The sequence below is a fragment of the Vibrio sp. TRT 29B02 genome (assembly GCF_050113655.1).
Lineage (GTDB): Bacteria > Pseudomonadota > Gammaproteobacteria > Enterobacterales > Vibrionaceae > Vibrio.
Genome location: NZ_JBNJOJ010000046.1, coordinates 12,498 through 28,280 on the forward strand (window position 1 = coordinate 12,498; position 15,783 = coordinate 28,280).

Below are 15,783 nucleotides of genomic sequence, written 5' to 3' on the forward strand. Positions count from 1 at the left end.
AGAATCGTCCGCCTTGCAATTATAGGTAACCCGCATGTCGATACAATTTGAAGCTCTTGGATTGGGCTCTACGCTTTTATCTACGTTAGAAACACTAGGCTTTGAACAACCTACAGAAATACAAATTCAGGCTATTCCTCATGTTATTGAAGGAAAAGACGTCTTAGCGGGTGCTCAAACTGGTACGGGCAAAACCGCTGCATTTGGTCTGCCTATACTGCAAAGATTAATTGATTCGAATACCAAGCGTGATCTGCAGAGCAACGATGTTCGCGCATTGGTTCTGGTTCCTACGCGCGAACTTGCTCAACAGGTGTTCGACAATCTTACTCAGTATGCATCCAAGACAGATATCAAAGTGGTGGCTGTCTATGGAGGCACAAGTATGAATGTCCAAACCAGAAATCTTATGCAAGGATGTGACATTCTGATCGCAACACCTGGTCGCCTTATCGACCACATGTACTGCAAAAATATTAACCTCAATAAGACAGAATATTTAGTCCTCGATGAAGCGGATCGAATGCTGGACATGGGGTTTATGCCTGATATTAAGCGTATTCTTCAACGCTGCAATGCAAATCGACAGACTCTGTTCTTCTCTGCGACTTTTGATCAGAGAATTAAAACTACCGCCTATCGAATGCTTAATGAACCTGTAGAAGTACAGGTCTCTCCATCAAACAGTACCGCAGAGACGGTTAAACAGATGGTTTATCCAGTCGATAAGAAGCGTAAAGCAGAGCTTCTCGCGTATTTGATAGGCTCTAGAAATTGGCAGCAAGTTTTGGTTTTTACTAAGACAAAACAGGGTAGTGATGCTTTAGCGAAAGAGCTTAAGCTAGACGGAATCAAAGCGGCTTCAATTAATGGTGACAAGAGTCAAGGCGCGAGGCAAAAAGCACTTGATGATTTTAAATCAGGTCAAATTCGTGCTCTGATAGCGACTGACGTGGCGGCAAGGGGGCTCGATATTCAGGAGCTTGAGCAAGTGGTTAACTTTGATATGCCATACAAAGCCGAAGATTACGTTCACCGAATCGGTCGTACGGGCCGTGCAGGAAAGGAAGGTTTCGCTGTTTCGTTAATGAGCCGTGATGAAGAGTACTTACTTCACGCGATTGAGCGCCTATTGGATGCCAAGTTGCCTCAAGAGTGGCTACAGGGCTTTGAGCCGAGTTTGATTGAAGATATTGAGCCAGATAAAGTGCCACACCGTAAAGGTCGAAACTCAGATAAGCGCAAGATGAAAGCGAAGCTGAAGATTCACGCTAATCGCGGTAAAAAGAAATAATTTTAAGGCTCACGTTGTAACGGCGTGAGCCTTTTAATTAGGCGTATTGTGCGACTAGGCTATTCCAGCTCTTGCGCTGTGCGGCAAGTTCTTGCTTCATTTGCTGATAACGCAGTTTGAGCAATGACTTTTCATATTTCTTTGCCAAATCGGTTTTCTTTGCCTCAATGACCTGTTTTTTTACATCGTAATAGTCTGCCATTCTCGACATTAACGCCTCAAACTCTTTGTTTAACGCTTCGTTAAGCATTGATGCGTTTGGCAGTTTACTAACATTTTTAGACGCCTTGGCGAGCGCTTGCTTGGCGATGGCTTTTTCAATTTTAATTTTCGGCGTAACTCGCAATTTATTGGTCAAACCTAACCATGAGCAGGACTTAATCAACCACTTAGTCGGGTCGTACTGCCACCAATAGATGCCATTACGATAATCGTTCTCGAAGATGTGATGGTAGTTGTGGTATCCCTCGCCAAAGGTGAACACGGCAAGTACGGCGTTGTCACGAGCCGTATTTTTATCGGTATATGGTTGTGAGCCCCAAATATGGGCGAGCGAATTAATGAAGAATGTTGAGTGATGACTAAGTACTAGACGTAATACTCCAACCACAAGCAACATGCCAAAGATATCACCATAAACAACGCCAAGTAATAGTGGAATACCGAAGTTAGTTAGAATCGCAACAGGCACATAGTATTTATGTTGCCACATGACGATTTTATCACGCTGTAAATCTCGGCAATTGCCATAATCGGAATAGGTATTGGCATTATATTCACGCAACATCCAACCAATATGAGAAAACCAAAAGCCACGTTTAGCCGAGTAAGGATCTTTATCGTTATTATCGACATGTTTGTGGTGAATTCTATGGTCGGAACTCCAGTGCAGAGCACTGTTTTGTAGCGCAAACGCGCCACCAAGGGCAAAGAGTGCGCGTAATGACCAGTGCGCTTCATAGGTCTTATGCGACCATAGCCTGTGGTAGCCAGCAGTAATCGAAAGATTACAAAATGAAAAGGCAATAACGAACCAGACGAGGTGTTCAAGGCCGTAACCGGCCGTTAAGCCGTACCAAGGAACAATCACCAAAGCGACTATAAAGGATGACAAGAAAATAAATATGTTTAACCAAATCAGTGGTGGTTTGTTAGAACCAGACATCGAGCTTTTCCTTTGAGCTAACAGTTGTTCGCTAGAATATCAGCGTACAGTTGTAAGTCAAACTCGATGGCTCAGTATGTCGGTTAGCGCACGTGATTTTGTCAAAATAATTGGTAAGCAAATTTTTCGTCGTGGTTTTGAACTGGGTTGCAGAATAACCAACACAAATGATGCCATTTCCCAGAATGTTTGGCTTTTTGTTAAATGTTTTATAGTATGAAGGGGCACTCAATCCTTACAGGAAGTAATAAGGAACTATAAATGGAATTAAAAGTAGCTGAATATAGCGACTATGAGCGTATTGCTACCTTGCACGCGCAAAGTTGGAAACAATATTATCAAGGCATTCTTGGGCAAGAGTTTCTTGATAACGAAGTGCTAGATGAACGTCTCGCGATTTGGCAGACCCGCCTCATTAACCCTCCTTTTAATCAATGTGTTCTTCTGATCGAAGAAGGTGGCCTTTTGTGTGGTTTTGTCTGTGCATTTGGCAATCATGATTTCGAAAAAGGTACGATTATCGACTCCCTACATATCGATCCCAATTACCGTGGCAGGGGATTAGGGGTTACACTGCTGGCTGAAGTCTCCAAGTGGATTACTCAGTATTTTCCAGACAGTGGTGTGTATTTGGAAGTGATGAAAGAGAATCATCAAGCGGTAGAGTTTTACCAGCATTTGGGTGGAACCAACAGCTTGGAAAGGCTTTGGAACGCCCCTTGTGGTCACCAAGTACCTGAGTTGGTTTACCGCTGGGAATCGGGCGCAGAATTACAGCGTCTTACAGAACGACACACAAGGTTAGAACTTGTAACAGCTTGATACACTTAAGCTAATTGTCCTGATATTGTTCGGACAAAGCTCGATTGACCGTTAGGTATTTTTAGGCAAGCCCATTTATATCTATCTAGCGGTCTATTCATGAAAAAAACCTTTACCTGTACTGCGCTTGCTAGCGCACTTTTTCTCGTAGGATGCGGCGAAAACCCTCAAGGACAGAATCAATTACCGGCACAGCTTGTTGTCGCTGAGCCAGTTCAATACAGTTCCCATCAACAAAGTAAGTCTTATATCGGGCGGATTGAAGCGGTCGAAGATACCAATATTACCGCGCAAGTGAGCGGGTATCTTAAAGCTCGCCATTTTGAAGAAGGACAAATGGTCGAAAAGGGGCAACTTCTCTATACCATCGAACCATCATCGTTTGAAGCTCAGCGAGCCAGCGCGAAAGCGACCTTGGCACAGGCAAATGCAACATTAAAGAAAGCCGAACTGGATTTTCAACGCGCTAAAAACCTACTACCTAAAGGCAGTATTTCTCAGTCAGAGTTCGACAATCTAAATGCGGCATTACTTGGAGCACAAGCTCAAGTTGAAGCAGGTAAAGCGCAGCTACATTTGGCTGAAGTCAACCTGTCATATACAGAAATTCGGGCACCTTTTGCAGGCCGAACCGCTCAAAGTAATGTGAGTACCGGTGACCTTGTTTCACCCCAGTCTGGAATCTTAACCACCCTTGTGAGCCTAGACCCAGTGCATACAAGTTTTAGCATCAGCGAGCGTGAGCGTCTTGAACTAGGGATGGATAAAGTGAAAGGCGATGGCGACGCACAAGCCGTTGAAGTTGGTGTGATATTAGAAAACGGTGCCAGCTTCGAACATCTTGGCAAGCTAGATTTTCTTGGTAATCGAATTGACTTAAATACCGGCACGATAGCGATGCGTGCTGTGGTTGATAATCCAGACTATCGCCTGCTTCCGGGTCAGCATATTCGTGTTGAGCTAAGAGAGAAGCAAGCTAACCAAGTGGTGATCATTCCTCGTCGAGCAGTCCAGACTGATTTGGAAGGCAACTTTGTCATGCTGGTGGCAGAAGGGAATGTGGCTGAGCGCAGAAATGTCCAGCTAGGACGCCAGTTAGAAAGTGGAATCATAGTAACTGAGGGTTTATCTGCGGATGAGCAGGTTATTACGCAAGGCTTACAGCGGATACGTAACGGCGTGCCAGTGCGTGTAGAACAAGCCAAAGCTGCTGAATAACGAGGTCTAAATGTTAAGTCGTTTCTTTATCCAGCGTCCTAAATTTGCGCTGGTTATCTCTATTATTCTTACACTGGCAGGGGCGATTTCACTCGCAATCCTACCTGTTGCTGAGTATCCAAAAATCAGTCCACCGTCAGTAAGTGTTACCGCATATTACACTGGTGCCAGCGCAGAGGTTGTTGAACAGGCCATCGCCGATCCCATAGAAACCTCAGTCAATGGCGTAGAAAACATGATCTACATGTCTTCTAAGAGTGCGAATGATGGGTCTTATAGCCTCAATGTCACTTTTGATGTTGGCACAGATCCCGATATGGCGCAGGTCAACGTACAAAACCGTGTCTCTCAGATTGAGTCAAAACTTCCACAGGAAGTACGTATGGTTGGCGTGACGGTTAAAAAACGCTCTCCAGACTTGCTGATGGTACTCAACTTCTATTCACCAGACGGTAAGTACGATGATCAATTCTTGATCAACTACATCAACCTCAATGTAAAAGACCAGCTTGCAAGGGTTAAAGGCATTAGTGAGGTTAATGTTATTGGTGGTGGTGAGTACGCAATGCGTGTTTGGTTAGATCCAGAAAAAATGGCTAACCTCAATCTGACGACAAGTGATGTTTACTCTGCGTTGGCTCAACAAAACGTCCAAGTTGCAGCAGGGCGTATTGGTGCCGCCCCATACAGTAATGCACAAGAAGTGCAGTTTAACCTTGTTACCAAAGGGCGACTAGAGAGTGTTGATGAATTTGAAAACGTCGTTCTTCGTGCCGAGAACGATGGTTCAAGCGTGTATCTCAAAGATGTTGCAAGAGTAGAGCTAGGCAAGAAGTTTTATGACGGTAGTGGTAAGTTCCGTGGTCAGGACGCCTCAATCGTTGCACTGTCATTGCAATCTGATGCCAATGCGTTAGAGAGTGGTCAGGCGGTTATGGACTTACTCGAACGAATGAGTGCAAATTTCCCGCAGGGCATCGCTTATGAAACGAGTTATGACACGACAGTCTTCGTTGCTGAGTCGATTAAAGGTGTGGTTAAAACCCTTATCGAAGCGATTTTGTTGGTTATTGCCGTTACTTACCTATTCCTAGGAAGTGCTCGAGCAACCTTGATACCCGTAGTCGCGATCCCGGTCTCTTTGATCGGTACCTTCGCGATTATGCAGATGACTGGGTTCACTATTAACACCGTCACTCTGTTCGGTCTAATCTTAGCGATTGGTATCGTGGTTGATGATGCAATACTGGTCATCGAAAACGTCGATACGACGATGGCGAAGGATCCTACAATGAGCCCTCGGAAAGCGACATTGCTCGCGATGAAAGAGGTGACAGGACCGATTATCACATCAACCTTAGTACTGCTGGCGGTATTCATCCCAGTTGCGATGCTGCCTGGCATTACGGGTATCATGTATCGACAGTTTGCGTTGACAATCTGTATTTCAGTTGTGATTTCGTCGATTAACGCGTTAACCTTATCTCCTGCATTATGTTCATTGGTGCTCAAACAGGGCGGTGGAAATACATCGCGCTGGTTTACTGCGTTCAATGCCGGTTTAGAGAGAATTACAACTCGCTATGGCCAGATTGCCGGATTCTTAGTTAAGAAAGCGATACTGTTAGTTATCTTCTTTATTGTAGCGGTCAGTGCGGTAAGCTTCTTTGCTAAAACCACTTCAACCGCTTTCGTTCCGCAAGAAGACAAAGGCATTCTGTTGGTGAATGTTCAGCTCCCAGACGCCGCATCATTGTCGCGTACTGAGGAGGTAACAGAGCAGCTAATTAAGTTTGTTGAGCAAGAGCCAGGGGTTGACGGTATTACAGTCGCAAACGGTTATGCCTTTATGACTGGCGCTGCAGCCTCAAACGGTGCGTCTTTGTTTATCAAGTTGCACGATTGGGAAACGCGCAATGCGTTTGAAGGTAATCATTCCGCGGCGGCGATTGCACAGCGAATCAATGGTCGTGCGGCGATGGAACTGCCACAGGCGATAGTATTCGCGATGGGGCCTCCTGCTGTACCGGGTATGGGTGCCGCTTCTGGGTTTGAATTTGTACTCGAAGATACGTTAGGACGCAGCCGTACTGATCTTGCCATGGTTATGGGGCAACTGATCGAAGAGGCTAACAGGCAACCAGAAATCGGGTTTACTTTTAGTACCTTCCGTGCCAACGTACCTCACTACTATGTTGATATCGATCGTGAAAAAGTACAGCAATTGGGCATACCACTATCGAGTGTGTTTCAAACGCTACAGGGTAACTTAGGTTCACTTTACGTCAATGATTTCACGATGTTTGGTAAAAACTTCCGCGTCACCATGCAGGCGGATGCACAGCACCGCAGCGGAATGGAAGACTTAGAACGTTTCCACGTTCGCTCAGCGAAAGGAGAAATGATCCCACTCAGCACGCTAGTCAGCTTTGAACAAATTTTTGAACCTGACGTTGCGTGGCGTTACAACATGTACCGTAGCGCGATCATTCAAGGCCAACCTGCACCAGGCTATTCGAGTGGTGATGCCATTGCGGCGATGGAGCGTGTTGCGGCACAAGTTTTACCGCAAGGTTATCAATATGAGTGGACGGGGATGGCTTACCAAGAGGTGCTGGCAGGTAACCAAGCGATTTTCGCTTTTGCACTGGCATTGATTTTTATCTACCTATTTATGGTGGCTCAGTACGAGAGTTGGAGTATCCCGTTAGCGATCATCTTGGTGGTACCTATTGCGACACTGGGGTCATTCCTTGCGCTTAATCTAACGGGAACGCCGCTCAATTTGTACGCTCAGATTGGATTGGTGTTACTCATTGCTTTAGCGGCGAAGAATGCGATTTTGATCGTTGAATTTGCCAAAGTAGAACGTGAAGAAAAAGACGTCCCGATCGATGAAGCGGCGGTTAAAGGTGGTAAGCTCCGCTTCCGAGCGGTAAATATGACGTCATGGTCATTTATTTTAGGTATCTTCCCTCTGATTTTCGCTTCTGGGGCAGGGCACATTAGCCAAAACTCACTGGGTATCTCTTTGATAGGGGGGCTGCTTTGTGTACTACTAGCGGGTACCTTCCTAATACCTGGCTTCTATGCACTGGTGCAGCGTAAGCGCGAGAAAATCCATGGTGGAAGTACCAAGTTGATACCACTCGACGATGAGTAATAAAAAATCCCCTCTCTAGAGGGGATTTTTTTGCTTGAGTAATGATTTAAGACGTTTTGAATTCAGCAACCGCACTATCCATGTCAGTAGCTTGAACGGAGACTCTGTCGACCTCTGTTAAACATTGCTGAGCTGACTGCATATTCCCTTCAGATATCGAATTGAGCTCTGTGATAGACTCACTAACCTGGTTCATTACTATGCCTTGTTCTTCTATCGCAGATGCAATACGTTCAGAATTAGCCTGAATATTGGTCATATCATCGATAATCTGAGTGAGGCTACTATCTAGTGTTTGTGATGCTTCGAGGGTTTGCGAACCCTGCTCATTACATTGGTCAATATTGGTTACTACTTCAGACATTTGATTCTGAATGGCAGTCACAACTTTAGTGATCTCCTCGGTTGATTGATGAGTTCGGCTAGCAAGAGCACGAACCTCATCAGCCACTACCGCAAAACCTCGCCCTTGTTCACCAGCACGCGCTGCCTCGATTGCTGCATTGAGCGCCAGCAAGTTGGTTTGTTCGGCTATTTCTTGGATGATGTTTACGGCGTCACCAATTTTATCAACGTGGTTATTTAGTGAGCCAATTGATGCTTGGCTACTGCCGAGAATGGTAGTGAGTTGATCTATGTTGCTGACGGTTGTCTCGACGACTTTACGACCGCTTTGTGCATTGACAGAGGCCTGTTGCACACCTTCTACCGCAATAGATGTACTTTCTGATATCTCATTGATAGTCGATACCATTTCTTGAACGGCTGTTGCCATAGTGGTGGTATGATCCGCTTGCACATGGAACTGTTCAATTACATTTTGTAGCGCATTATGCATGTTGGAGGTGCTTTGTGATAGCTCAGATGATTTAGCCTTCGTCCCAGCAATCAGGTGCTCAAACTTATCGAGCAATTGATTAAAATAGGTTCCAACCTCAGACAGTTCATCTTTGCCTGCGAGATTGGCGCGTAGTGAGACGTTATTAGAGCGAGCGATTTGTTGAATCGCTGAAAGCAGTAACGACACTTGTTGATTAATCGAGCGAGAAATTTGAAAAATGAAACCAAAGATAATCAGCACAACAACAGCGGTCACCGCTTGTTTAAGAAAAGCAAGTTGTTCGACCGTTGCTTGTGTTTCTGATTCCAGCGCGGCAGAAAACTTTTTGAACTGTTCTTCTACAGTGTGTGAAAGGTTACGTGTGTCGCCAAGCAATCCCTCATTGTACTTGAGACCAACAATTTTACTCTGTTCAATGACAGCTTGCGCTGTTGAAGCTAGCGATGCTGCATTTGACGGTAGCAGTTGATCAGCGAAAACACCGGACAACACTTGTGTGTTGAACTCAAACAAATTCAATAATTCATCACTTGAAAGTGAGGTCTTAATTGCTTCTAACTCAGTGTTATAGCGACCAAGAAGGTTTTGTTCAGGTTTAAGGCCGAGTTTCTGATATGCCGCAACGAGGTTGTTGAACCCCTTCTGATAAGAAAGGATATCTTGCTTGAGCTGGTGGCTATCTGGCAGCGCCCTTTGCTCAAGAATCGTGGCAAGTTCAGTCTCCAAATTGAGGAAAATCGACATGTTGTTGTTGAATGAGGTTAGATATTTATCATCTTTACGGAGTAGGAAATCTTTCTCATTCCGGCGTAAATTGAGTAAGCGTATTTCTAGGTTTGATACGAGTAAGCTAGCCTGATTCAGCTGAGCCGTGGTTTGGGCGAAATGGCTTGTTGCAAAAAGAACAGACACGACACCAAGTATAGCTACAACACCTAATGAATATAGTTTGTTTTTGATATTCATAAGATTACCTTAGTCCGTTAATATATTTAGTTATAGGTATTTGATCTGATGTTAGTTGGTATTTATAAATATATCAATGCCCTCACTACCTTAGCGTGAGGATATACGGTAAAACTATGTTAATAGGGCAGTAGGACAACCATGTTAGAAATTTTAGAAAAATATCAAGCGTTTATATTCGACATGGATGGCACCTTGTTGGATACCATGCCTGGCCATTTAAAAGCATGGCAGCAGACAGCCGCTCATTTCGGCTTTCCGTTTAGCCAAGAGTGGTTACACAGCTTAGGGGGAATGCCAAGCTATAAAATTGCGGCAGAAATAAATAGAAAGCACAGTATGTCGCTAGAACCGATGGAAGTCTCGCGTTACAAAATGGGGGCTTTTGCCGAACTACAGGAAGTTGGTAAGCCTATCGCTTGTACTGTAGATCTCCTGCATCAATTCTATCAACGTAAGAAACTGGCGGTTGGTACTGGCAGCCAACGTGATAGCGCTTTACGACTGCTAAAGCAGGCACAACTGATTGAATTGCTTGACGTCATTGTGACGGCAACGGATGTTGACAACCATAAACCCAATCCTGATACCTTCTTAAAGGCCGCGGATGATATGAAGGTTCAAGCTGGTGCATGTATCGTATTTGAAGACACCCAGCTAGGGCTACAGGCGGCACATGCAGCCAAAATGGATTGCATGATGGTCGAAGAAGGGCAGTTAGTCTTCTACCCATACTTGAACGAAAAAGAGCCGCGATAAGCGGCCCTTTCTTTGGTTAACGTATCATTAACGATCCCAGTATGCTTCTTCTAAACTGTCTTCACGTTCAGGAAGCGCACGCGCTAGGCGAGGAGAGTGCTGGGTTAATACTTCATAGCTAACACGGTTAGCATACTTACAAATCTGCGATAGCGAAGAATAAGTCAGGTATGGTTGGTCATGCTTCGAAGAATTTGGAACGTTAGTCTTATGGTGACTGTTTGCAGCCATATCATGGAGTAAGGCCGACAGCGCAGCATCACCAGCACCATTTGTGTTCTTGATTTCAAGCGGGCCGCCTAGGTAAGGACCAATATGGGAATACACTTTTACGGGTGTACCACAATCTGACTTACGCATAGCTCGGCTAAATTCATATTTGTTGAACTCAGGGATATTACCTGGCAGTAGCGGTAGTTCAGTTTCGCGTTTGGCTGAATCTTCAGTGTAACCTGCCATGTAGAGGCCAACCGGGCCAGCTGTGCATAGTACAACATCAACCCACTCAAGTGCCTTGTCTGCGGCTAAAAGAGGATCTTTCTCACCGGTTAGAGCTTCGCCTTCCTCTTCATTCATCGCAACAATAGAGATGTTCTCTTTAATGTAGTCTTGCCACCACTTTGCATTACCTTCGATAACCCACTTGGTTCCAAGAGTCAGTACAACAGGTACGTTCTTAGATTTGGCAATTTCGATAGCACGAGCAACGGCTTGCGGCATTGGGTCTTCAGGTTTTCCACGCATTAAATAGGAAGAAACAACAAGCGCAGACGCCTTATCAAATACCTCTTCTGGGATGCTTTCTGGGCGCAATTGGTTCATATGACCTTCATTAATCGCGAAGGTACGTTCACCGTTGTCCGAAATAAGCGTATAGCAGCGTCCGATTGAGCCTTCAACCATCTGCAAGTGGTTTAGGTTCATTCGTGACGATGTGCGGCATAAATAACGATATGCAAATGAGCCGACTTCGATGTTTCGTGACATTACACCTAGTAGTACCGATTTACTGTCAGCCAGTACAGAGTAGTTGTGCAGAGTATTGCCAATCGTATCGCCAGGATATTGATGAGTGATCAACTCGCGTTTTACTAATTCATCGTACAGTGCGTCAGCCTGACTCTCCTCTAAAACGAGCGAGTGTCCTTTACTCAAACCATATTTTGCTAGGAATTCGTCATCGACACGAGCTTCTATGTCAACAATTGTTTGACCTACGCCAACCACAATCGGTCGATAAAGCTTAGGGGTTTGCTTCATCTGATTGACGAGTGGATCGCGAGCGTGAGTAGGAAAGTAGTGCTTAGATTTGCGCTGTCCGGGAAACTTCATGTTCAAAGTGGAGTTGGAAATTTTCCCGGATAATATCACACATATGAAAGATTGCTTTCATATTTATTACATAAAAAAGTGCCAAACACTACTGTTTGGCACTTAATTGAACTATTCCGCTGGTTTGTACGAACCGTACGCTTTGGTTCCCCATAACGGCACCGTAGAAAGGCTGTGCTTGAAACTGCCTGACGTTTCTTTAGTAGAATAAGAGAGGTACATCAATGTCTGATTCTCTACATCTAGGATTCGGCGGATTTTCATGCTTTTGAAGAAGATACTTTTTGACTTTTTAAATACCACTTCACCATCTTTAGACTTGTCGATATTGGCAATCATCTCTGGGGTAATTTCGCCAGTCTGACGACAAGATATAGAGCTGTCACTTGGATCGGCTAGGCTAAAGTCGGCTTCAATTGAAGCGACATGACATGTTACGCCAGTCACAATTGGATCTTGCATGTGATTTAGCTTGATGTCTTTCATAGTGAACCATCCAAGACCTACATCGCCAACTTCGTTATCAGAACACCCGACCAAGGCGGTGGCCATCAATGCACTTAAAAGCATTTTCTTCATTCGTAAATCCTTGTTATTCGCGGTTTTCAATAGTGTAACACGTATCATTTGGTACCAGGTCATTTTCACAGAATAGCGGCTTACAAAACCGAATCGAACAGTTCATCACAGCCTTTTTGCTTTTCCTTTATTTAGAGAAGAGTAAAACCGAATGTTTTAATAAATCCAAACAAAATTAGGCTCATAGTTTGTATTTGGCGCAAAATCGATACACGTTACTTTTTAAGCATCTGGTTTCGATATTGTGATGAGAGTTTCCATTCCTCGCTCCCAACCCGATTCTAAAACAGGTTAACCGAACAGTGTATGTGTCATTTTCACTAAGGCGTTGATACAAAAGATATTTAATTACGACATATGTGATATTTATTCAATTGATTTTATATCTGAACTATAGATATAAAAGCACAAGCTAGGTAACCTTTGAACCACTCAGAAAAGATTCAATAGGGCATGTTGTGGGGTATAAGACCGTTGAACTTATCCATTTGATGGCGCACGAATTTCAGCAAGTTGAAGGTGACTTTGACTCCTTGTCTGAAAATGAGCTCAAAGAGGTCACCCCATCCGGCATGGGATATGACCGATTTATTGAGCAATTAAAGCAAGGCCATTTGCTGCTACTGAATGATTCTCCGCGAGTTCCGCTGTTGATAAAAGAGAGCGATGGCTTAGCGCATTCAGATTGGGAGCTAAATCCCCATGTTCGCGACAACCTCGACCAATTGGCACAAAAGGCACTATTAACTCGTACACAGATGAGCGGGAGTGCATCAAGCACCACTCAAAGTGGAAGCCTACATCCGCCACTTCCCATGCCCCCATACGTCCCTGAGCCCGTTCGTACTCATAATCCCGATGCGCCGCCAAAGGAAAAATACGAGTACAACTTCGATATCGCGTGCTCCGACGATGCCTTTCATCGCAATGTTGGTTGTTCGTTTGTTATAGCCCAAACGGCAGACGAAGTGTTACTAGGGCGCTGGCGTGAAACCAAAATCAAAGAAGGGACACGCTACACCATATTCACAGCGTTTGATGAGCCTAAAAAACTGGTGGGAGAAGTGGCATCAAAGTCATTAGGTCTCTCGCCTAGCCAACCAGTAAAAGTCAGACCGATAGGCAGTGGCGTAGCGCAAGAGGGCTTTATTCCCGTTTTTCCCGCCGTGCAGCTCGGCGAGCGGTTAGGCTTTCCCACTCACGGTTTCTACTACCACTTTCATAACGGCAAACTGATCCAAGAGTACCGTATTCTCGGTGATAAAAACTGGGGTTTTTATGCCACTCACTCAACGCACCACCGCCTTGATCCCGAAAGGGGTTACAACCAGAACCAAAACGCGATATTGGTGTTGTGGAAACTCGGTGGCAAAGTGGTCGAGGGCCAACATCTTGTTTACTTAGAGAGGCAAATTACCCGAGAGGAACTGGATAATTTGAGCGAGGAGTGGTTGAACGAGCATGGGGTGAAATTAGATGTGCCTCAGTTACTTGAGGCAACAAAACAACCCATAATCAAACGAACTGAAACGGAAAAACCAGCCAAACCACAACCTCAGCCCGTTAAGCATATCGTTCAAACTGATCTAGAAACGGGTATGCGAGAAACGTGGATGAAGATTGCCAACCAGTATGGTCTAGCGCCAAAAGCTTTGTTGGAACTTAATCCACAGTACGATGCCGACCCGATGTCTCTATCGGTAGGGGATTCTCTGAATGTAGAAAAACAGCAACCGCGAAGCATTCAAAAAGAGCCTGTTTACGAGATACCACCGGAGAGCCCAAAGCGATTTAATCAACCTTTAAACACGTTCTATAACTACACAGAGCGATGCTTAGTTGATACGTCGATAGTCTCAATTAATAACGAAAGGTTGGTCGAAAAAGACATCCCTGTGGTAAATATCAAAACAGTCTCTGACGTTGCGACAGAATTTGAACTTGGTTTTACCCAAGTAGATCAAACCCAACCTCTAGAGGATTTTTGGTCAAGCTTTTTCTCTCCAGATACAAGCGAAGATACTCAAAAACTATTAAAAAAATACAACGCACACTTGAACAACCCTGTACGGCAGGGGGAGATTGTAGTTGTCCCGACCAAAGAGCCGATTAATGAAGAGCAGACAAGTAAACTTGATGCTCTTATCGAGGAAGCGAAAGCAGCTAGTGTTGAGTTAGCGAAACTGACTGAGGAACAAGTTGCTACCGTTTATCGCCATTTTGAAGTGCTAGATTATTATGCTGATGAAACAATTAAAAAAGTCGGCTCAGATGGCCTTCCAGGTGACTTATACGCTTATGCTTCATTGGGAGTCGGTGCTATAGCCACAGGTGTTGAGCGACATTTAAAAAACATCAATGGTGTGCTTCTTGAAATTAACCAGCTTTACGTCTCTCAAGTTGCGATGGCAAGTCGTGTTGGTGGTGTTAACTATGGTTCTTTTGTTGCAGAACGTGCTGCGCTATTTAAAAAGCTAGATGGTAGCTTTGCTGCATTATCGAAACGTTCTGTTCAAATTCCTATTTACACTCAGATTCGACGTAACTTAAAACTCTCTACTCATTCTGTTATCCATAATGCTGATGAAATTATTGCAAAAGGTATGGTACCGAATTTGGGTAAGCGAATAGCAAATGTGGCGATTGGTATCGCGACGTCTCGTGGAGTCGGTTACGTAGGGCTAGTGCTTGGTGCAGCAAGTGGCGTGAAGAATATTTATGAAGCCTGTTCTGTTGATGGTTCAGGAGAATGCGGTAAAGTCACAGCACGTGAAATAACAGGATTTATTGGTGGTATAGGAGGGGGAGCCACCGGTGGAAATATCGCAGCCGGCGGTACTCTTTTGGTGTTGGGTATTGTAGGAGTTACCTCAGCGCCAGTGTTAGCGATTGCTTCAATTGGTGCTTTTATTGCTGGAGGCGTGGTTGGTGGAATTGGAGGCTCAATGTTAGGTAAAGCTACTGGTGACATTATGTATATTGCTTATCAGTGGGGGAAAGATCAGGTTGAAGCTATTCAGGAAAATGCTAGATGATTACATTTAAATTAGTTTTGGCCTTATTTACAGTGCTTATATTTTGGTGTTTTATTATTTGGTGTGTACTCGGTGCGATTATGTTCGCTATGGTTTCATTCGGAAATATTGAACGAATTGTATTTATTGACAAGCAATTAGCTAGGAATTTGGATAAATATTACGATGAGCAAGGATATATGAAATGGAACTATCAAATGTCCTACGCAATTGGAACTCGATTGATGTGTTACTGGCTTGCCTATCCTTTTATCAGACATAGAGTGACCACTAAATCTAAAAAATTCAGACTGTTTATGTGGGTTAATTGTATTGGCAGCTGGATCTTTGTTATCGCATCATGCTTTTCCCTATTGGTGAAATGGTTAGGGACTATAGGTTGATCATTCACTGAAGCTGCACATGGATGTTCACAATATCTGGGTTCGCCCAATTGAAGAGACTGCAATGGACAGTCTTGTTAATGCAGTAACGAAAGAAGGAAACCAACTCAAGCGAGTGGTATTTGATAATGAAGTTTAGATTTTTAATTGCTGTAAGCATGTGCTTTTTACTTAATGGTTGCTTTGAAAGTAAGCCTGTTTCAGTTGCGAGCATTGGCAATGCAGG

The 15,783-nt window shown here is 44.3% G+C and carries 10 protein-coding genes; 6 read left to right on the plus strand and 4 right to left on the minus strand.

The window, feature by feature from the left end; genetic code table 11:
* Positions 1-34: 34 nt before the first annotated feature.
* On the plus strand, positions 35-1,294 hold the full coding sequence (locus tag ACQEXT_RS20180; RefSeq protein WP_138970648.1) for a DEAD/DEAH box helicase: 1,260 nt from the start codon (positions 35-37) through the stop codon (positions 1,292-1,294).
* A gap of 37 nt (positions 1,295-1,331) precedes the next feature.
* Here ACQEXT_RS20180 and ACQEXT_RS20185 read toward each other — a convergent pair whose 3' ends face one another.
* Positions 1,332-2,459, minus strand: a complete 1,128-nt coding sequence (locus ACQEXT_RS20185; protein WP_426953331.1) for an acyl-CoA desaturase — start codon at positions 2,457-2,459, stop codon at positions 1,332-1,334.
* Positions 2,460-2,720: 261 nt separating this feature from the next.
* Here ACQEXT_RS20185 and ACQEXT_RS20190 point away from each other — a divergent pair, with 261 nt between their 5' ends.
* From ACQEXT_RS20190 to ACQEXT_RS20200, 3 genes are all read left to right on the plus strand, one after another.
* Positions 2,721-3,281: a GNAT family N-acetyltransferase gene (locus ACQEXT_RS20190; protein WP_426953332.1), complete on the plus strand. Its 561-nt coding sequence runs from the start codon at positions 2,721-2,723 to the stop codon at positions 3,279-3,281.
* 99 nt (positions 3,282-3,380) lie between these two features.
* On the plus strand, positions 3,381-4,499 hold the full coding sequence (locus ACQEXT_RS20195; RefSeq protein WP_426953333.1) for an efflux RND transporter periplasmic adaptor subunit: 1,119 nt from the start codon (positions 3,381-3,383) through the stop codon (positions 4,497-4,499).
* Between the two features lie 10 nt (positions 4,500-4,509).
* Entirely contained in the window at positions 4,510-7,662 is a 3,153-nt protein-coding gene (locus tag ACQEXT_RS20200) for an efflux RND transporter permease subunit (RefSeq protein ID WP_426953334.1), read from the plus strand.
* Between the two features lie 46 nt (positions 7,663-7,708).
* Here the strand turns inward: ACQEXT_RS20200 and ACQEXT_RS20205 are convergent, their stop codons facing one another.
* The gene (locus ACQEXT_RS20205; RefSeq protein WP_426953335.1) at positions 7,709-9,469 is read right to left on the minus strand and encodes a methyl-accepting chemotaxis protein; all 1,761 of its coding nucleotides are present in this window, start codon (positions 9,467-9,469) and stop codon (positions 7,709-7,711) included.
* A 141-nt stretch (positions 9,470-9,610) separates the two neighbouring features.
* Here ACQEXT_RS20205 and ACQEXT_RS20210 point away from each other — a divergent pair, with 141 nt between their 5' ends.
* The gene (locus ACQEXT_RS20210; RefSeq protein ID WP_138970642.1) at positions 9,611-10,228 is read left to right on the plus strand and encodes a beta-phosphoglucomutase family hydrolase; all 618 of its coding nucleotides are present in this window, start codon (positions 9,611-9,613) and stop codon (positions 10,226-10,228) included.
* Between the two features lie 27 nt (positions 10,229-10,255).
* On the opposite strand, the gene ACQEXT_RS20215 is transcribed toward ACQEXT_RS20210, so the two are convergent.
* A complete protein-coding gene (locus ACQEXT_RS20215; RefSeq protein WP_138970641.1) occupies positions 10,256-11,560 on the minus strand; it encodes an inosine/guanosine kinase in 1,305 nt (434 codons plus the stop codon).
* Positions 11,561-11,671: 111 nt separating this feature from the next.
* Positions 11,672-12,139, minus strand: coding sequence for a CreA family protein (locus tag ACQEXT_RS20220; RefSeq protein ID WP_426953336.1), 468 nt, complete (start codon positions 12,137-12,139; stop codon positions 11,672-11,674).
* Between the two features lie 458 nt (positions 12,140-12,597).
* Here ACQEXT_RS20220 and ACQEXT_RS20225 point away from each other — a divergent pair, with 458 nt between their 5' ends.
* Positions 12,598-15,174, plus strand: coding sequence for a hypothetical protein (locus ACQEXT_RS20225; protein ID WP_426953337.1), 2,577 nt, complete (start codon positions 12,598-12,600; stop codon positions 15,172-15,174).
* The last annotated feature ends 609 nt before the right edge of the window (positions 15,175-15,783 follow it).